Origin of the sequence: Methyloceanibacter caenitepidi (genome assembly GCF_000828475.1) — a bacterium.
In the GTDB taxonomy this organism is placed as follows: domain Bacteria; phylum Pseudomonadota; class Alphaproteobacteria; order Rhizobiales; family Methyloligellaceae; genus Methyloceanibacter; species Methyloceanibacter caenitepidi.
Map to the genome: position 1 here is coordinate 2,234,537 of NZ_AP014648.1, position 17,760 is coordinate 2,252,296.

15 protein-coding genes are annotated in these 17,760 nt (G+C 62.4%); 7 read left to right on the forward strand and 8 right to left on the reverse strand.

The features are described from left to right. Positions 1-67: 67 nt before the first annotated feature. Positions 68-1,402: a GTPase HflX gene (gene hflX, locus GL4_RS10430; RefSeq protein WP_052464375.1), complete on the forward strand. Its 1,335-nt coding sequence runs from the start codon at positions 68-70 to the stop codon at positions 1,400-1,402. Between the two features lie 35 nt (positions 1,403-1,437). On the opposite strand, the gene mazG is transcribed toward hflX, so the two are convergent. After that, the gene (gene mazG, locus GL4_RS10435) at positions 1,438-2,280 is read right to left on the reverse strand and encodes a nucleoside triphosphate pyrophosphohydrolase (protein WP_045367268.1); all 843 of its coding nucleotides are present in this window, start codon (positions 2,278-2,280) and stop codon (positions 1,438-1,440) included. Between the two features lie 191 nt (positions 2,281-2,471). Then, positions 2,472-3,998: a leucyl aminopeptidase gene (locus GL4_RS10440; RefSeq protein WP_082025616.1), complete on the reverse strand. Its 1,527-nt coding sequence runs from the start codon at positions 3,996-3,998 to the stop codon at positions 2,472-2,474. Between the two features lie 279 nt (positions 3,999-4,277). On the opposite strand from GL4_RS10440, the gene lptF reads away from it, so the two are divergent. From lptF to rsmA, 6 genes are read left to right on the forward strand one after another with little or no spacing between them, the layout of a single operon-like run. Then, entirely contained in the window at positions 4,278-5,459 is a 1,182-nt protein-coding gene (gene lptF / locus GL4_RS10445; RefSeq protein ID WP_052464377.1) for an LPS export ABC transporter permease LptF, read from the forward strand. Between the two features lie 8 nt (positions 5,460-5,467). Beyond that, complete coding sequence (gene lptG / locus GL4_RS10450; RefSeq protein WP_052464800.1) at positions 5,468-6,577, forward strand: LPS export ABC transporter permease LptG; 1,110 nt, start codon at positions 5,468-5,470, stop codon at positions 6,575-6,577. Beyond that, on the forward strand, positions 6,574-8,985 hold the full coding sequence (locus tag GL4_RS10455; RefSeq protein WP_052464379.1) for an LPS-assembly protein LptD: 2,412 nt from the start codon (positions 6,574-6,576) through the stop codon (positions 8,983-8,985). The genes lptG and GL4_RS10455 overlap by 4 nt, the downstream gene beginning before the upstream one ends. 5 nt (positions 8,986-8,990) lie before the next feature. Further along, positions 8,991-9,929: a SurA N-terminal domain-containing protein gene (locus tag GL4_RS10460; protein WP_045367271.1), complete on the forward strand. Its 939-nt coding sequence runs from the start codon at positions 8,991-8,993 to the stop codon at positions 9,927-9,929. A gap of 52 nt (positions 9,930-9,981) precedes the next feature. After that, on the forward strand, positions 9,982-11,010 hold the full coding sequence (gene pdxA, locus GL4_RS10465; protein ID WP_045367274.1) for a 4-hydroxythreonine-4-phosphate dehydrogenase PdxA: 1,029 nt from the start codon (positions 9,982-9,984) through the stop codon (positions 11,008-11,010). Next, positions 11,007-11,855, forward strand: coding sequence for a 16S rRNA (adenine(1518)-N(6)/adenine(1519)-N(6))-dimethyltransferase RsmA (gene rsmA, locus GL4_RS10470; RefSeq protein ID WP_045367277.1), 849 nt, complete (start codon positions 11,007-11,009; stop codon positions 11,853-11,855). The genes pdxA and rsmA overlap by 4 nt, the downstream gene beginning before the upstream one ends. A gap of 24 nt (positions 11,856-11,879) precedes the next feature. On the opposite strand, the gene gmk is transcribed toward rsmA, so the two are convergent. From gmk to fabG, 6 genes are all read right to left on the reverse strand, one after another. Beyond that, positions 11,880-12,524, reverse strand: a complete 645-nt coding sequence (gene gmk, locus GL4_RS10475; protein ID WP_045367280.1) for a guanylate kinase — start codon at positions 12,522-12,524, stop codon at positions 11,880-11,882. Between the two features lie 9 nt (positions 12,525-12,533). After that, positions 12,534-13,406 carry a YicC/YloC family endoribonuclease gene (locus tag GL4_RS10480; protein ID WP_244462604.1) on the reverse strand — a complete coding sequence of 291 codons (873 nt, stop codon included), beginning with the start codon at positions 13,404-13,406 and terminating at the stop codon, positions 12,534-12,536. 190 nt (positions 13,407-13,596) lie between these two features. Then, positions 13,597-14,829 carry an endolytic transglycosylase MltG gene (gene mltG, locus GL4_RS10485; protein ID WP_052464381.1) on the reverse strand — a complete coding sequence of 411 codons (1,233 nt, stop codon included), beginning with the start codon at positions 14,827-14,829 and terminating at the stop codon, positions 13,597-13,599. 295 nt (positions 14,830-15,124) lie between these two features. Then, on the reverse strand, positions 15,125-16,390 hold the full coding sequence (gene fabF / locus GL4_RS10490) for a beta-ketoacyl-ACP synthase II (protein WP_045367286.1): 1,266 nt from the start codon (positions 16,388-16,390) through the stop codon (positions 15,125-15,127). Positions 16,391-16,503: 113 nt separating this feature from the next. After that, a complete protein-coding gene (locus GL4_RS10495) occupies positions 16,504-16,740 on the reverse strand; it encodes an acyl carrier protein (protein WP_045367288.1) in 237 nt (78 codons plus the stop codon). Positions 16,741-16,996: 256 nt separating this feature from the next. Next, complete coding sequence (gene fabG / locus GL4_RS10500) at positions 16,997-17,734, reverse strand: 3-oxoacyl-[acyl-carrier-protein] reductase (RefSeq protein ID WP_045367291.1); 738 nt, start codon at positions 17,732-17,734, stop codon at positions 16,997-16,999. Positions 17,735-17,760 lie beyond the last annotated feature (26 nt).

Below are 17,760 nucleotides of genomic sequence, written 5' to 3' on the forward strand. Positions count from 1 at the left end.
TGACCCCAAACAGCTCGTAAGCAAGCAGGGACAACGAGAACACGACGGGGGGCGCGCGGATCGCCGCGTGCGCGCGGTTGTTTTTGCCCCGATCCTCGATGCAAGGGCGGGCCGGTCTCGGCGGGAGAGTTCGCTAAGCCCGTCCGCGGGCGCGGCCGACCGGACCCCGCAAGCCCGGCTCGAGGAAGCCGTCGGCCTCGCGGCCGCCATCGATCTCGACATTCGCGCCAGCGGCATCGTTCCCGTACCGCAGCCAAAGCCCGCAACACTGTTCGGTTCCGGCAAGGTCGAGGAACTGGCAGGGCTCGTCCGGATGGAAGACGCCGACCTTGTGATCGTCGACCATCCGCTGACGCCGGTGCAGCAACGCAATCTCGAAACGGCCTGGCAGGCGAAGGTACTCGACCGGACGGGACTGATTCTCGAGATCTTCGGTGAGCGAGCCAGGACGCGGGAAGGGCGCTTGCAGGTCGAGCTTGCGCATCTCGTCTATCAGAAGAGCCGGCTCGTTCGCTCCTGGACCCACCTGGAACGGCAACGGGGCGGCTTCGGCTTTCTCGGCGGTCCCGGCGAAACCCAGATCGAGACCGACCGGCGCCTGCTTTCCGAGCGCATCACGAAGATTCAGAACGAACTCGAGCATGTGCGCCAAACGCGGACGCTGCACCGGAAGTCGCGCCAGCGGGTGCCGTATCCGGCCGTGGCGCTGGTGGGCTACACGAATGCCGGCAAATCCACGCTGTTCAACACGCTGACGGGCGCGGAGGTCCTGGCGCAGGACATCCTATTCGCCACGCTCGATCCCACCATTCGCGCGCTTCAGCTACCGAACGGATCGAAATCCGTGCTGTCCGACACGGTGGGCTTCATCTCCGACTTGCCGACCACGCTTGTTGCCGCGTTCCGCGCCACGCTCGAGGAGGTTCAGGAAGCGGACCTGATCCTCCATGTCCGTGACATTTCCGACGGCGCCAGCGCGAGCCAACGCGCCGACGTGAACGCGGTTCTCGCCGATCTCGGGATCAATGCAGACGAGGAGCCTGACCGGGTCCTTGAAGTCTGGAACAAGGCCGACCTGCTCGACCCAGACGCACTGGAGCATGCCCGGAACGAGGCGGCACGGCATGGCGCCATCCTGGTCTCCGCCGTGAGCGGGGAGGGCCTAGAGGCCTTGCTCGCCGAAATCGAGACCCGCCTGAACCGGCGCCGGCAGACTCTCCAGATCGAAGTGCAGCCGCAAGAAGGCGCGTTGTCGAACTGGATCTACGAAAACTGCGAGGTGATCAGCCGCGCCGATCTCGGCGAGGGCGTCGTGTCGTTACGCATTCGGGTGGCGCCTGAGAAGCGCGACAAGCTCGCGCGCGTCGCCGGCGCATCGCGCCTGCAGGCCGCGGTCGAGTAGGGGCTCCCTACCCGGAATTCCCGCCGGGAACCGCCTTAGTCTCGTTTGGCGGCCTTCTCGGCCTGCTTGGCCACGTTCCAAAGCGCCTCCATCTCGTCGAGGTCGGCATCCTTCGGCGTCCGGCCATCGGCGGCCAGCGCGGTCTCGATGTGTTGAAACCGGCGGATGAACTTGTTGCAAGTGCCTCGCAGCGCCGACTCCGGATCGACGTGCAGGTGCCTCGCCACATTCGCCAAGACGAAGGCGATGTCACCGAACTCGTCGGCAATACGCTCCTGAGGCTCATTGTGGGCGATGGCCTCCTTCAGCTCGGCGAGCTCTTCTTCGACCTTTTCGATAATCAGTCCGACATCGGACCAATCGAAGCCGACATCGGCCGCGCGTTTCTGCAGTTTGGCGGCGCGCGTCAGCCCCGGCATGCCCACGGGCACATCATTGAGGATACTGGTCGGATCGGTTGCTTCACCGCGCGCGGCCTTTTCTTCGGCCTTGATCTGCTCCCATAGGCCTGAGCCGAGGAACTCATCGCGGCGGGTAGGGTCCTCGAAGACGTGCGGATGGCGACGGATCATCTTCCGGGTGATCGCATCGGCAACGTCATCGAACGCGAACGCACCTTCCTCGCTCGCCATCTGAGCGTGATAGACGACCTGCAGCAGCAGATCCCCAAGCTCGTCCTTCAGCCCGCTCATGTCGCCGCGCTCGATGGCGTCGGCCACCTCATACGCTTCCTCGATCGTGTAGGGGGCAATGGTCGCAAAGCTCTGCTTCACGTCCCAAGGACAGCCGGTCTCCGGGTCCCGCAGCCGCGCCATGACGGCCAGCAGGTCGGCCAGCGCATAGGTCTTGTCGTCCGGCTTGATGCGCGATCCGGTCATGAAATCCGTTCCATTGCGCTCACCCTGATAGGTTCAATTTTATACGCTAGATCATGGCCTTAGGGGAGCATCATAAGCTCCCCACAACCCATACCCGGAATTCGCATAAGGTATATTATGGAAAATATCGGATATGGGTTTCTGAGGGCTGGCGGCGCTCCCGCGCCGCCGCCGCATACCCGTCCAGCGACCTATCGGCGCTCGTACTGATCCCGGATGAAGCGGTCGAGCAAGCGCACGCCGAAACCCGATCCCCAGCTTCGATTGATCTCGGTCGGCTCCGACGCCATCGCGGTGCCGGCGATGTCCAGATGCGCCCAAGGCGTATCCGGCTTGATGAAGCGCTGCAGGAACTGTGCAGCCGAGATCGAACCGCCCCAACGGCCGCCCGTGTTCTTGATGTCGGCAACCTTGGACTCAATGAGCTTGTCGTATTTCGGACCGAGCGGCAGCCGCCACAGCGTCTCGCCGGTCTCCTTGCCCGCGGCGGTCAGTTGCTCGGACAGTTCGTCGTTGTTCGAGAAGAGCCCGGCGTGCAGCTTGCCGAGCGCGACCATCACCGCGCCGGTGAGCGTCGCGAGGTTGATGACCGCCTTCGGCTTGAACTTCTCCTGGACGTACCAAAGGCAGTCGGCCAGAACCATGCGCCCTTCCGCATCGGTGTTGAGCACTTCGATCGTGGTGCCCGACATGGACTCGACGACGTCGCCGGGGCGCGTCGCCGTTCCGCTGGGCATGTTCTCCACCAAACCGATCACACCGACCGCGTTGACCTTGGCCTTGCGCTCCGCAAGCGCGAGCATAAGCCCCGCAACGCAGGCGGCGCCGCCCATGTCGCCTTTCATGTCCTCCATGCCGGCGGCAGGCTTCAGAGAGATGCCGCCAGTATCGAAGGTCACGCCCTTTCCGACGATCGCGATCGGCTCGCCGCCCTTCTGGCCGCCGCCTTTCCACTGCATCACCGCGACATGGCTGGTGTTCTCACTGCCCTGCCCAACGGCCAGAAGCGCGCCCATCCCGAGGCGCTTCATCTGAGCTTCGCTCAGCACGGTGACTTGCACGCCGGCTTTGGTCAGCGTCTTGGCACGGGCCGCGAACTCGGCCGGGTTCAGCACATTGGCCGGCTCGTTGACGAGATCGCGCGCGAAATTGACGCCATCGAGGATGGCACGCTCGGGCGTGTAGGCCCGGCCAGCGGCACGCGGGTCGGCACAATGGATAACAAGCCGCTTGAGGGTCTTGTCGTCATCGTTGTTAGCCGCCTTCTTCGATTTGTATTTATCGAATGTGTAGTTCCGGAGTTGTGCGCCAAGCGCAAAGCTCGCGATATCCTCCGGCGTGATGCCGTCTTTCGCCGTCTCGAGGTAGATATGCGCCGTATCCCCTTCCTGGCCTGTCAGCTTGCCGCGCACCGCGCCGCCGAAATTGAGCCAATCGTCGTTCGCGTAGTCCTTGAGCTTCCCAAGACCCACGAGAACGATACGCGCGAACTTGACGCCTTGCGGTGCAAGCAAATCGACGCTGGTTCCCTGCTTGCCCTTGAAGCCGGCGATCTTCGCGGCCTGTCGCAGCAGACCCTTGGTCTTCTTGTCGAGATCCTGCGCGGCGGGCGTGAGCTTGCCGCCCTCCTCCGCGAAGACAACAGCGATACCGTCGGCGGCGGCGCCGGATGGGCTGGCAAAGGACAACGTCGTCGGTTTGGTCAAGGCAAACTCCATCGGTGTGGGTCGCGCCGCCCCATGAAAGGCGGCGGTGGGCAAGAAACAGCCTTCGCGGGCGCCCGCGCGCCCGTGGTGCAACAATGCAACAGCGGCAGGAAATCGTTCGACCTTGGTAAGTCTTGCTTGGGCCGAAAGCAACCCATACGGAATGGCCGAAATTCCGCCACGTTAAACTGGTCAAATTCTCGATAGAAACCAGCCGCTTGACGTGAATTTGGGGGCATCTTCGCGGGGCTCGGTTTCCGGATATTTAGGGGACACCGTAAATTCAGGCTCATGACGCTCTTTAGCCGATACATGTTTCGGCAGGTGACGAGTGCGTTTCTGCTCATCCTGCTGACGCTGACGGCCATTATCTGGCTGGCTACGGCGTTGAAACAGCTCGACCTTATCACCTCGCAAGGTCAGGGCCTGATTATGTTTTTTCAGATGACGGCGCTCAGTCTCCCGAGCCTCATTACCCTGATCGCGCCCAATGCCGTGCTCATGGCGGCGCTTTACACCCTCGATCGGATGAACGGCGACAGCGAGATCATCGTGATGACCGCCGCCGGCGCGACGGTCTGGCGGATCTGCCGACCCCTCATTGCGCTGGCGCTGATCGTAAGCACGCTGATCCTGCTGGTGAACGTGTTCGTCAACCCGGCCTGCATGCGGTCGCTCCGCGACCTCATCACGCAGGTGCGTGCCGACCTGATCTCGCAAGTCCTTCAACCAGGACGGTTTTCCAGTCCCGAGCGGGGCCTGACCTTCCATATCCGCGACCGCTCCCAGGACGGCGAGTTGCAGGGGCTTCTCTTCCACGACGAGCGAGATTCGAAGCAGGTTATGAGCTATCTCGCAGACAGAGGGCGAATTCTCAGCAATGACGAGGGTAGCTTTTTGATAATGTTCGATGGATACGTTCATCGATACAATGCAAAGGACAAAGATAAATCCGTCCAGATAATTGCGTTCGATCAGAATATGGTCGACCTGTCCAAGTTTACCGAAGGCGGCGATAAGCGAAATAAACTTGAGCCCAAACAAATGCCAATTATGAGCCTCATAGATCCGCCTGAGGAAGACGGGCTATCAGATAAAGACTATGGGCTCTTGCGCTACGAATTACATGAACGACTGGCAACGCCGCTCTATCCTGTTGCCTTTATCTTCCTGGCCATTGCTTTGATGGGTCAGGCGCGGACGACGCGCGAGAGTAGATGGGGCCAGATTCTCACGGTTTTTGGGCTTGCAGTCGCCATCAGAGTGGCCGGCATAACGGTCGGAAATCTGGTCACGTTGAATGCGTGGGCCGTGATCCTCGTATATGCTATTCCGATCGGGGCGATTCTGATTGCGGCGTGGACGGCGCACGTTAGAATGTCGCCAGAACTGCGGTCCAAGCTGAACTTCGAGCTCAAGTTTCAGCCAAAAAACATAAAGTTGTGGACCGCACGAGGGGTACAGACGGGGTGAAGGCGCAGATGCCAGGCATCAGTGCACGTGGAACGCTCGCGCGCTATTTCTCTGCGCGCTTCCTCGCCGCTATGGTGGCGATGTTCCTAGTCTGCTGCGTACTGATCTTCTTCGTGGACTTCATCGAGATTCTACGGCGCTCGGGAAAATACTCGAACGAAGCGTCTGGTTTTCTTTTGGTGTGGATCACGCTGTTGCGTCTGCCGTCATTCTCCGAACTCACCCTACCCTTCGCAGTTCTCATCGGGACGATCGTGATCTTCCTGATGCTCAGCCGCACGTCCGAACTTGTCGTCTTGCGTGCCGCCGGCGTTTCGGTTTGGCAGTTCACCCTTCCTGCCATCCTCGTCGCCTTCCTGCTCGGGATTGGATTCGTGACCGTCTACAATCCGGTCGCGGCATCCGCGCGCGGCGAAGCCGAGCGGCTCTATGCGGCAGCGTTCGGCAAAGGCGACTCCTTCCTGCAATCGGCGGGAAACTCCGGTGCGTGGTTGCGCGAAGATGGCGAGGATGGCCCCTCCGTCGTCCATGCTTTGCGTGTCCTCAATCAGGGACTCGAACTGCGCGGCGTCTCGGTCTTTCAGTACAGCCCCACACACGAACTGACCGAGCGCATCGAAGCCAAGCGCGCCGTCCTGAAGAACGGCCGCTGGGAACTGGAGGAGGCTTGGGTCAGCGCCCCGGGCCGCGAGCCGGTTCTGTACGAAAACTATCTGCTGAGTACCTATCTGACCCCGACGCAGGTGCGTGACACGCTCGGCACCGTCTACTCGATATCGTTTTGGGATCTTCCGAACTTCATCGAGATCGCCGAGCGCGCCGGGTTGCCTGCCACACAGTACCGCGTGCAGTACCAGTTGCTCTTGTCGCGACCGTTCTTGCTCGTGACCATGGTGCTGATCGCGGCAACATGCTCGCTGCAGAGCTTCCGGTTCGGCAACGTGCAGATCAACGCCGTATTCGGATTGGCCGCCGGATTCGGGTTCTTCGTCTTCGCCGAGGTGTCGCGAAACTTCGCAATGTCGGGCCTCACATCGGCAGTGGCGGCGGCCTGGATTCCGGTCATCGTCGCAATGTCACTCGCACTCACTGTGCTCTTGTACAAAGAGGACGGATGACGATGCGCGTGAACCTCACAATCCTCCGAACGATGTGCCGGGCCCTGCCCGGCCTTGACGCGTCTTATGGGCGTCGATTGGCGCTGCCGGTCGCGGTGCTTGCGGCCGCGCTTTGCGCCCTGTGCGTCTCCACCGACCGCGCGCATGCGCAGGCGCAAACGAGCCTGGAACAGATCGTCCAAACGCCCGACGTCAAGTCGTCGGACCCGATGCTGCTGCAGGCGGACGAGTTGATCTACGAGAACAACAACTCGCGTGTCACCGCGCGCGGCAATGTCGAGGTCTATTACGGGGACTACACGCTGCTTGCCGATCGTATCGTCTATGACCGCAGCGCCAACACGCTCGCCGCCGAAGGCAACGTCCGGATGAAGGATCCCGACGGCGCGGTGATTACCGCGAACGAACTGACCCTCACGGACGACTTCCGCGACGGCTTTGTCGATGCCCTCAGATTCGTGACGCAGGATGACACGCGCATCACAGCGCAGTCCGCTTCACGCGAAGCCGGAAATGTCACGGTGTTCCAGAAGGGCATGTTCACGCCCTGTAAGATTTGCCGCGAGAACCCGGACAAGGCGCCGACTTGGCGCATCCGCGCCGGCAAGATCACGCACAAGCGCGATCAGGCGAAGATCACGTTCAACAACGCGACCTTCGACCTCTTCGGTGTGCCGGTTCTCTGGGCGCCCTATTTCGAGACCGCCGACCCCACGGTCAAACGCAAGTCAGGTTTCCTGATCCCGTCCTATAGCCACTCGAACGAGCTCGGCAATACGATCCAGGTGCCCTACTACTTCGCCCTGTCCGACCACTACGATTTCACCTTTGCCCCGATGTGGACGGAGAATGCCGGCACGTTGCTGCTCGGCGACTGGCGGCAGCGCACGGCGAACGGCGGATTCAATCTCGAGCTCGCGGGCGTGTTCGACAACGTCAACGATTACAGCAGCCCCGCCTATGGCGACGACTTCCGCGGCAGCATCAAGACCAAGGGCGTGTTCGCGCTCGACCCCTACTACTCCGTGGGTTGGGACGTCTTGCTCGAAACCGACGAAACGTTCCGGCGCTACTACAATCTCGACTCGCGCCTGCGCACTGACCGTGTCTCGCAGATCTATCTCGAGGGTCTGCGCGGGCGGAACTATTTCTCGACGCGCTTCTACAACACGCAGAGCCTGCTGTTCACCGACGAAGAGTTCTCCGAGGCCGTTGTCTACCCGATCATCGACTACGACTACATCGTCGATAAGCCGGTTCTCGGCGGCGAGCTGAGCTTCAACAGCAACACGATGGTATTCTCAAGCGCTGACGGCACCGACTCGAACCGCTTCATTTTGGAGGCTAATTGGCGGCGGCAGATGATCGATCCCATCGGTCAGGTCTTCACCCCGTTCGGCCGGGTGCGCGGCGACGTCTATAGTCTCGACAATCCCGGTGTTCTCGAGTTGGGCGGCACCGAGGATCTCACGATCGACGATCCGTACAGCGTCGTATCCGACAACCGGGACAACGGCACCATCTGGCGCGGCAACGCGGTTGCCGGTCTCGAGTACCGCTATCCGTTCGTCACGACGACCGGACGGGTCACGCACACGATCGAGCCCATTGGACAGATCATTGCTCGGCCCGATGCCGTGGGAGACCAGCAGGAGATCCCGAACGAGGATGCTCTAAGTTTGGTGTTCGACGATACGATCCTGTTCGATATCGACAAGTTCTCCGGTTACGACCGGATCGAAACAGGCACCCGGGTCAATGCCGGCTTTGGTTATACGGCCCAGCTTGCCAGCGGCGGCTACGCTCGCGCCGTCGTCGGTCAAAGCTACCAGATCGCCGGCGACAATGAGTTCGACAACGCGTTCTACCAGAACAGTGGTCTGTCAACGAGCAACTCGGATTACGTTACGGGCGTCTATGTCCAGACCGTGAGCGGTTTCGCCTTCACCGGCCAAGCGCGTTTCGATCAGGATAATTTCTCTATGGTCCGGACCGATTTGGGCTCCAGCCTCAACTACGGCCCAGTTCAGGCGCGGGTGAACTACGCGAAGGTGCCTGGCACGATCGAAACGAGCGACATCACGCCGAACCTCACCAACGTCGTGAACGCGGACGACAGCGAGGAAATTCTGCTGGCCGGCGCACTGGCCATCACCGACGAGTGGTGGCTGCTCGGCAACCTGCGCTACGACATTGCGGGCAGCCAGACAATCACGGACGGTCTCGGCCTCCGGTACCAAGACGATTGCTTCAAGATCGATGTGACCTACCAGCGCTCGTTCATTCGCGACCAGGACATCGAGCCGGATGAGCGCTTCGTCTTCACGTTCGCGCTGAAGCACCTCGGCGAGTACACCGCCTCGGCAGATGCCGGCGCGCTCGGCACCAGCGACAGCGGAGGGCTCTAGCAGCGATGCGCCTTGCACCTTCAAACCTGCAGCAAGTCTTCATCGCCACCGCCGGCGCGCTCATGTTGCTGCTCGCCGCAGTCGGCGCCCACGCGCAAGACGTGAATATCAAGCTGTTGGTCAATGACGACCCCATCTCCGATTACGACATAGCGCAGCGTGCCAGGTTTCTGCAGCTGACCGCCAGGGAACAGCCCGGTCCGGAGCTCGACAAGAAGACAACGGAAATGCTGATTACGGAGCATATCCAGCTTCAGGAAGGCCAGAAGCTCGGCATTACGCCCAGCGAGGCAGAGGTGAATAGGGTTCTGGACGGCATGGCCTCGCAGAACAATCTCGATGCCAACGGCCTCGCTTCCGCCCTGGCACGCTCGGGCGTCAACATCCAAACCTTGAAGAACCGCATCGGCGCCCAGATGGTCTGGCAGCGCGTCGTCCAGCAAAAATTCCGCCGCGAAGTGAGTGTGAACGACGCTCAGATCGACGAAGCTTTGGCGGAGACCGGCGGCGGGTCGTCGTCGGGTGGCCTCAAACAGATCCGCCTTCCCCTCTCCAGCGGCGCCAACCAGAAAACCGTCGCGGCAAGAGTCGCAGAGGCCGAGAACCTACGGACTCAGTTTCGCGGGTGCGGCAGCGTCCAGACCCTAGCCAAAGGCGTACAAGGGGCAACCATCCGCAACCTCAAGGTCCAGGACGCCACAACGCTCGGATCTCCCGCGCGTATCCTGGTTCGCAACGCCAAGGTGGGACAGATGACGCCGCCCACGGTCGGCCCCGCCGGGGTCGAGCTCTATGCCGTTTGCGGCAGCCAAACCGCCGAGGCCACCGGCGACCTGAATATCCGCGACGAAACCGAGCGGAAGATCATGAACGAAGAGCTCAAGGAAAAGGCGGAGCAATATCTTGCGGAGCTCCGCGAGAAGGCTTTCATCGAGTACCGCTGACGGCGCGCTGCGGCGATGTTCCTAGGCGTCCAGGCATGCTAGGCCATTGCGCATGTCAGTCCCGGCCACCAAGCCCCTCGCCCTGACCATCGGCGATCCAGCCGGCATCGGTCCGGACATCACCCTGCTTGCCTTCGAGGCACGGCACCGCGAGGAGCTGCCCCCCTTTGTCTACCTCGGGGATAAAGCCACGCTGGAGGCGCGTGCGGCACAACTCGGCCTGTCCGTTCGGATCGAGACCGTTGCGCGCCCGCTGGAGGCGGTGGGCATGTTTGCCGACGCCTTACCGATCCTTCCAGTTCCTGTCGCGGTTCCTGTGCAGCCCGGCAAGCCGGAGCCCGGCGCCCAGGCAGCCGTGACCGCCTCCATCGAAGCGGCCGTGGAAATGGTCCTATCGGGCGAAGCACGGGCCGTCGTCACCAACCCGATCTCCAAATCGTATCTGTACCAGGCAGGCTTCACCTTCCCTGGGCATACGGAGTATTTGGCTGCGCTCGCCGCGGCGGACGGCCCGGCCCCGCACCCCGTGATGATGCTCGCCTCGAAAATTCTCAAAGTCGTCCCCGTGACGACCCACATTCCGTTGAAGGACGTGCCATCCGCGTTGACGCGCGACCTGCTGATGAAAACTATCGCCATCACAGACCGGGACATGCGCCGGCGCTTCGGGCTCGCGCGGCCGCGGATCGCCGTGAGCGGCCTCAACCCACATGCCGGTGAGGACGGGAGTCTCGGCCGCGAGGAGACCGACATCATCGCAAGCACGATCCTCGCAGCCCAGGACGCCGGTCTCGACGTCAGCGGTCCCTACCCCGCGGACACGCTATTCCACGAAGCTGCTCGAGAGCGCTACGACGTGGCGATCTGCATGTATCACGATCAGGCCTTGGTGCCGTTCAAGACGCTCGCCTTCGAGGACGGCGTCAACGTCACCCTCGGACTGCCGTTCGTACGCACCTCCCCGGACCACGGCACCGCCTTCGATATTGCCGGCACGGGCAAGGCGAACCCGAGAAGCCTCGTCGAAGCCTTGCGGCTGGCGGACGCCATGACTGCCGCGAGCGCGGGACCCGCCGCATGACCGCGCCGGACGGTCTGCCGCCGTTGCGCGAGGTGATACGCGCAGCCGGACTCTCGGCGAAGAAGAGTCTCGGTCAGAACTTCCTGCTGGATCTCAACCTGACCCGTCGCATTGCCCGCTCGGCCGGGCCGTTGGAAGGCGTGACGGTCGTGGAGGTGGGGCCAGGTCCCGGCGGCCTCACCCGCGCACTTCTTATGGAGGGCGCGGCAAAAGTGATCGTCATCGAGCGCGACGAGCGCTGCCTGGCGCCGCTTGAGGACATCGCCGTGGCCTACCCGGACCGGCTCGAGATCCTGAGCGCCGATGCCCGCGAAATCGACTACGGCGCCTTGCCGATCCAAGGCCCTGCGCGCCTCGTCGCCAACCTTCCGTATAGTGTCGGCACGCCCCTTCTGGTCGGCTGGCTCAAGACCGATCCTTGGCCGCCGTGGTTCGAGAGCCTGGTCCTCATGTTTCAGCGGGAGGTCGCCGAGCGCATCGTCGCCACGCCCGGCGGCAAGGATTATGGACGCCTCGCGGTCCTGTCACAGTGGCGCACGGACCCGCGGATTCTGTTCTCGCTACCGCCGGATGCCTTCACGCCGAAGCCCAAGGTGGCCTCCGCCGTGGTCAAGCTCGTGCCGAAGGCAAATCCTGAGCCGTCCTGCGATGTGAGGGTGCTCGAGCGCGTGACCGCCGCCGCCTTCGGTCAGCGGCGGAAGATGCTGCGGGCGAGCCTCAAGCAAGTCACGCCCGATCCAGAGGCGCTGCTGACGGCGCTTGATCTCGATCCTAAGGCCCGGGCCGAGACGCTGCAGATCGCCGACTTCTGCCGTATCGCGAATGCGCTGGCTCAGAAGCAATAGCGTCGGGCCGGAGTCGGCCAACGGCTAGAGTTCGGTCAGCAGCCCCTGCACGAAGCCGTCCAAGCCGGTCAGCCGTGTGCGCTTCAAACGCTCCGCGGCAAGCACGGCATGTACCGCCGCGACGGACTGATCCACGTCGAAATTGACGAGTACATAGTCGTAGGCCGTCCAATGCTGGATCTCGTTGCTGGCTCCGGCCATGCGGCGCGCGACCACATCGTTGGAATCCTGTGCCCGTGCCTTTAGTCGTTCCTCCAGCGCGCCGGCCGTTGGCGGCAGGACGAAGACGGAAACGACATCGTCTTTCGCTTGCTCGCGCAGAGAATCCGCGCCCTGCCAATCCACATCGAAAAGCACATCGCGGCCGTCCGCCAAGGCTTCGTCCACCGGCGCTCGCGTGGTGCCGTAGAAATTGTCGAACACGAGCGCCCACTCGAGGAACGCCTTCGCGTCGCGCATCTGCGTGAAGGTCTGTTTGTCGATGAAGTGGTAGTCCTTGCCGTCCACTTCCCCGGGGCGCCGTGGACGCGTCGTGTGCGAGATCGAAGGTGCAATGCCTGGGTCTTCATCGAGAACCCGCCGCGCGATCGTCGTCTTGCCCGCGCCAGAAGGCGACGACAGCACCAGCATGAGGCCGCGCCGTTTGATCGTCTCCATGGGAGCGCTCATCTGTTCGCCTCACTCGATGTTCTGAACCTGCTCGCGCAGCTGATCGATGACGGATTTGAGCTCGAGCCCGATCCTGCTGATCTCGATATCGGCTGCCTTCGAACAGGTGGTGTTGGCTTCACGATTGAACTCCTGTGCCAGGAATTCGAGTTTTCGCCCCGCAGGCTGGCCGGTCGCAATCAGCTCTCGCGCGGCGGCGACATGGGCAATCAGCCGGTCGAGCTCTTCTTGTATGTCGGCCTTCGCGGCTAGGAGAAGCCCTTCCTGGTGCAAGCGCTCGGGGTCGAGCGACGCCCCGGCCTCGTCCAACCGCGCGATCTGCTCGCGCAGCCGCGCCGCGATCAGGTCCGGTTGTTTCGCCATGACGGCCGTTGCCTGACAGACGAGGGTCTCGATGGCCGAGAGCTGCGCTTGGATGACTTCGGTCAACCGCTCTCCCTCCGCGACACGCGCGGCGACAAGCTGATTGAGCGCCGCGGACAACCCCTCAAGCAGCGCCGCGGCAAATGCCTCTCGCTGCTCGTCGCTTTCCTCCGGCTCCGCGACCTCGACGACCCCGCGCATGCCGAGAAGCGTGTCGAGCTTCGCCGGCTCGAGTAGGGTCTGCTTGCGCGCCTGCTCCGCCACGGCGAAAGCCGCCGCCAGCGCCGCTTCGTTCAAGCGGATCTCCAATTGCCCGGCGTCGCGTTTTACCGAAAGCGACACGGTGCAATTGCCCCGCGCCAGTTGCTCCTGGCAGCGCGTCCGAACTTGGGGCTCGAGCCGCTCCAACCCGGGGGGAAGGCGCAACCGCAAGTCCAACGAACGGCCGTTCACGCTGCGGATTTCCCAGAACCAGCTGGTGTCGCCGTGAGTCCCGTCGGCGCGAGCAAAGCCGGTCATACTCTTTAAGGTCATAAGTCTTGCCCACCCCTCCCCGACGCGGCCCGGTCCGCCCTAACGAACGGACTTAGCCGGGTTTTATACCCGAGTCGCGACCGAATCGGCCACGAAGCTTGCCTCGGGGTCAGCCCGTTCTCGTGCGTGTGGGTGTGCATGGATCGGCGCGTGAGAACAATGGCTGCCGAGCGGCTTATCGGGTCGGATTGCGCTGCGGCAACACTACAGGGCCGCCGGTCGGGGTCAGCCCGTCTTCGCCTTCCGGCAAGAGCATGCCCAGCTCCGCGGCCAATTTGGCGGCCTCTTCCTCGGCCTTTTGCCGTGCACGGATTTCCCGCTCGATCTTCCGCCACTTGGCGACATTTCGATTATGCTCTGCGAGCGTCGTAGAGAAGATGTGGCCGCCGGTGCCATCGGCCACGAAATAGACCTCGTCGGTCTTCGCGGGCTTCAGAACCGCCTCGATCGCCGCCCGGCCGGGATTGCCGATCGGCGTCGGCGGAAGACCGTCTATTTGGTAGGTATTGTAGGGATTTTCCTGCTTCAGCTCATCCTTGGTAATGGGATGATCACGCATGCCCGAGCCGCCGAAAATGCCGTAGATAATTGTCGGATCGGACTGCAGACGCATGCCCTTCCGCAGCCTGTTGTTGAAAACGGCAGCGATACGCGGGCGCTCCTCCGCGATACCCGTCTCCTTCTCAACAATAGAAGCCAGGATCACGGCCTCCTCGGGCGTCTTGACCATGATGTCCGGGTCGCGCTCTTCCCAAACTTGGGCCAAGAACTTCCTCTGCGCGGCCTGCATGCGCTGGAGAATGTCCTCCTTCGAATCCTTCGTCCCGAAGCTGTAGGTGTCGGGCAGCAACGACCCTTCCGGCGGTATCTCGGTCACCGCCCCGTCCAGTTCGGCGTTCGCTGAGATCCGCTCGACAATCTGCTGGCTGGTCCAGCCTTCCGGGAACGTGATTCTGTACTGAACGGATTTTCCGTCGACGAGCGTGTTGAGCACCTCTCGCATGGTCGCCTGCTTGTCGAACTGGTACTCGCCGGCCTTGAGGGTGCCCTCGCCCTTGAGCCGCATGAAATAGAAGATTGCCGCCATGAAGATGCGGCGATCCGTGATGATCCCCTCTTCAGTGAGCCGGTTTGCAATGGACGTCGTGCTGGCTCCCTTCGGTACCGCGAAGATCGTCGAGACTTGCAGCGGGCCGGGGCGATCAAACTCGACACGCAGAAAGTAGAAGAAAGACGCCACCAAGACAGCCACGATGACGACGAAGTTGAAAAGCCCGTCGAACAACCGCAGGACCGGATGCGAGTTGTCGTCATCCTCGTCCTGGGGCGGCAGTTCCGGCGGCCGCTGCGGCACGAGCGCCTCGGCAGGGCTGGTCGCCGCCACGTTCACGGCGGGACGCGGCGCCACGGGAGGCGCGGGGTGAGGCTGCTGCGGACGGGGAGCGCCTTGAGCCTGCTGACCAGGCTGTTGACCAGCTGGCTGATACGGAATCTTACGGCCCGTGGCGGGGTCCTCGATGTATTTCCGTCCGGTCTTGCGATCGACGAAAATACGGCGCCGCGTTCCTTGCGGGGGCGACGGTGGAGGGGTGTTCCGCGACGAAGTCATACTGGATGAGCGCGAACCTTAGGGATAACGGCACCAAGTTCCGGGGTAATATGGCGAAAGGGTGTTTCGCCTGGCAAGCAAAAGGACCGGCCGTTTAGGCGGCGTAGCGGCGCATCACCAACGAGGCATTGGTGCCGCCAAAGCCAAACGAATTCGACAGGACGGTATCGATCGTGCGCTGCCGCGCCTTGTGCGGCACCAGGTCGATCGCCGTCGAGACCGACGGATTGTCCAGATTGAGCGTCGGCGGCGCAACGTTGTCCCGGATCGCCAGGACCGAGAAGATCGCCTCGACAGCACCCGCGGCCCCGAGCAGATGCCCGGTGGCCGACTTCGTCGACGACATGGAAACCTTGCCGGCGGCATTCCCAAACATGCGCTCCACGGCCCCAAGCTCGATCTCGTCGCCCATGGGCGTCGATGTCCCATGAGCATTGATGTAGTCGATGTCGGCCACGTCGATCCCGGCGCGCTTTACCGCCGCCATCATGCAGCGATAGGCGCCGTCGCCGTCTTCGGCCGGGGCCGTGATGTGGAAAGCATCGCCCGACAGACCGTAGCCGATGACCTCGGCGTAGATCGTCGCCCCGCGCGCCTTGGCGTGCTCGAGTTCCTCGATCACGACCACGCCTGCCCCCTCGCCCATGACGAAACCGTCGCGATCACGGTCATAGGGGCGGGACGCCTTCTGTGGCGCGTCGTTGAAATTGGTGGACAGAGCGCGGCAGGCGGCAAATCCAGCGAGCGACAGACGGCACACAGGCGATTCCGATCCGCCGGCGACCATGACGTCTGCGTCGCCGAAGGCGACGAGCCGTGAGGCATCGCCGATCGCGTGCGCACCCGTGGAACAGGCCGTCACCACCGAATGATTGGGACCTTTCAGTCCGTGTTCGATGGAGACATAGCCGGACGCCAGATTGATCAAGCGTCCCGGAATGAAGAACGGGCTGACCCGGCGCGGCCCTTTCTCGTTGAACAGAAGCGAGGTCTTCTCGATGCCTTGGAGACCGCCGATGCCCGAACCGATCAGAACGCCGGTGCGGGTCTGATCTTCGTACGACGTTGGCTTCCAGCCGGCATCCTGGAGAGCCTGCGTCGCAGCACCCATCGCGTAAATAATGAAGTCATCGACCTTGCGCTGTTCTTTCGGCTCCATCCAATCGTTCGGATTGAACGAGCCGTCGCTGCCGTCGCCCCTGGGAACCTGGCAGGCGACTTGGCACGACAAATCGGACACGTCGAAGTCTTCGATGCGTTTGGCGGCGTTTTCACCCGCCGTCAGACGCTTCCACGCCGCTTCATAGCCGGAGCCGAGGGGTGAAACGAGACCGAGACCTGTAATGACGACACGTCGCATCGCGGCTTTGCCAGATCCTTAAGCAGAGAGTTCGAGGATCGGGCCCTTTCGGGCCGGATCGCTCATGGTCTGAAGTTCGCGATCAAACCGCCTGGGCTGATCGGGCGGCCCATCTAGGCCGAGTTCTTCTCGAGGAACTTGATGGCGTCGCCGACCGTCAAGATCGTCTCGGCGGCATCGTCCGGAATCTCACAGCCGAACTCTTCCTCGAAAGCCATCACCAGCTCGACCGTGTCGAGGCTGTCCGCCCCGAGATCGTCGATGAAGCTTGCGTTGTCAGTCACCTTGTCGGCTTCGACACCGAGATGCTCGACAACAATCTTTTTTACGCGCTCAGAGATATCGCTCATGTCCTCCTCACCGTCCCTTCAACTCTCATAAGTCCCTATTGGCCTCGCGTACCTCAGAGCATGCAGCCCCCGGCCCAAGACACCCTCTAATGGCTAGTCAGGAGGGTTGATCGCGGCGGGATTGTCCTTTGTCAAGCCCCCGCAAACGGCCGATTGCGTAGCATACTCTATTTGACTTTGCCAGAAGCCCCTAACTCGTAGACCGGTTTACAAAAATTCCAAATCACGTCCGTGCCGGACGCCACCTCCACGGCCGTCAGACCATGATCATCCCGCCGTTCACATGCATCGTTTCGCCAGTGACGTAAGATGCTTCGTCGCTTGAGAAAAACACGACCGCGGCCGCAACGTCCTCCGGCTTGCCGAACACCTGCGCCGGAATGGCGGCGGCAATAGCCTCGGTTTGCTTCTCGGTCAAGGCGTCCGTCATGGGCGTGGAGATAAAGCCTGGCGCAATGCAGTTGGCGGTAATGCCGCGCGCCGCAACTTCACGGGCCAATGACTTGGTCATGCCCACGAGACCGGCCTTGGAGGCGGCGTAGTTGCCCTGCCCCGGATTGCCGAGCACGCCGGAGATCGACGCAATGTTGACGATACGCCCGCCGCGGCGGCGCATCATGCCGCGCAGCACGCCGCGCGTGAGCGTGAACACGGACGTTAGGTTGACCGACAACACGTCATCCCATTCCTCGTCCTTCATCCGCATGAAGAGATTGTCCTTGGTGATGCCCGCGTTGTTCACGAGAATATCGACTTGGCCAAGGGCTTTCTCGGCGTCGTCCGCGAGCGCGGCGACGGCCGTCCGGTCTCGCAGATCGCAAGGAAGCACGAAAACCCGGTCGCCCAGCTCACCGGCCAGCTTCTCCAGCTTCGCGGCATTCGTGCCCGAAATCGCCACGGTCGCGCCCTGGTCGTGCAAAGCCTTGGCGATAGCGCCACCAATGCCGCCCGTCGCGCCCGTCACAAGAGCGGCCTTCCCACTGAGGTCGAACATGATCGAATCTCTCCCTAATGCTTTGC

Coding starts and splice junctions, on each gene's coding strand:
- GL4_RS10460 (WP_045367271.1), top strand. CDS start 8,991: ATGCGCCTTGCACCTTCAAACCTGCAGCAAGTCTTCATCGCCACCGCC.
- lptF (WP_052464377.1), top strand. CDS start 4,278: ATGACGCTCTTTAGCCGATACATGTTTCGGCAGGTGACGAGTGCGTTT.
- lptG (WP_052464800.1), top strand. CDS start 5,468: ATGCCAGGCATCAGTGCACGTGGAACGCTCGCGCGCTATTTCTCTGCG.
- GL4_RS10480 (WP_244462604.1), bottom strand. CDS start 13,406: ATGACCGGCTTTGCTCGCGCCGACGGGACTCACGGCGACACCAGCTGG.
- GL4_RS10455 (WP_052464379.1), top strand. CDS start 6,574: ATGACGATGCGCGTGAACCTCACAATCCTCCGAACGATGTGCCGGGCC.
- fabG (WP_045367291.1), bottom strand. CDS start 17,734: ATGTTCGACCTCAGTGGGAAGGCCGCTCTTGTGACGGGCGCGACGGGC.
- gmk (WP_045367280.1), bottom strand. CDS start 12,524: ATGAGCGCTCCCATGGAGACGATCAAACGGCGCGGCCTCATGCTGGTG.
- fabF (WP_045367286.1), bottom strand. CDS start 16,390: ATGCGACGTGTCGTCATTACAGGTCTCGGTCTCGTTTCACCCCTCGGC.
- pdxA (WP_045367274.1), top strand. CDS start 9,982: ATGTCAGTCCCGGCCACCAAGCCCCTCGCCCTGACCATCGGCGATCCA.
- mazG (WP_045367268.1), bottom strand. CDS start 2,280: ATGACCGGATCGCGCATCAAGCCGGACGACAAGACCTATGCGCTGGCC.
- rsmA (WP_045367277.1), top strand. CDS start 11,007: ATGACCGCGCCGGACGGTCTGCCGCCGTTGCGCGAGGTGATACGCGCA.
- GL4_RS10495 (WP_045367288.1), bottom strand. CDS start 16,740: ATGAGCGATATCTCTGAGCGCGTAAAAAAGATTGTTGTCGAGCATCTC.
- GL4_RS10440 (WP_082025616.1), bottom strand. CDS start 3,998: ATGGAGTTTGCCTTGACCAAACCGACGACGTTGTCCTTTGCCAGCCCA.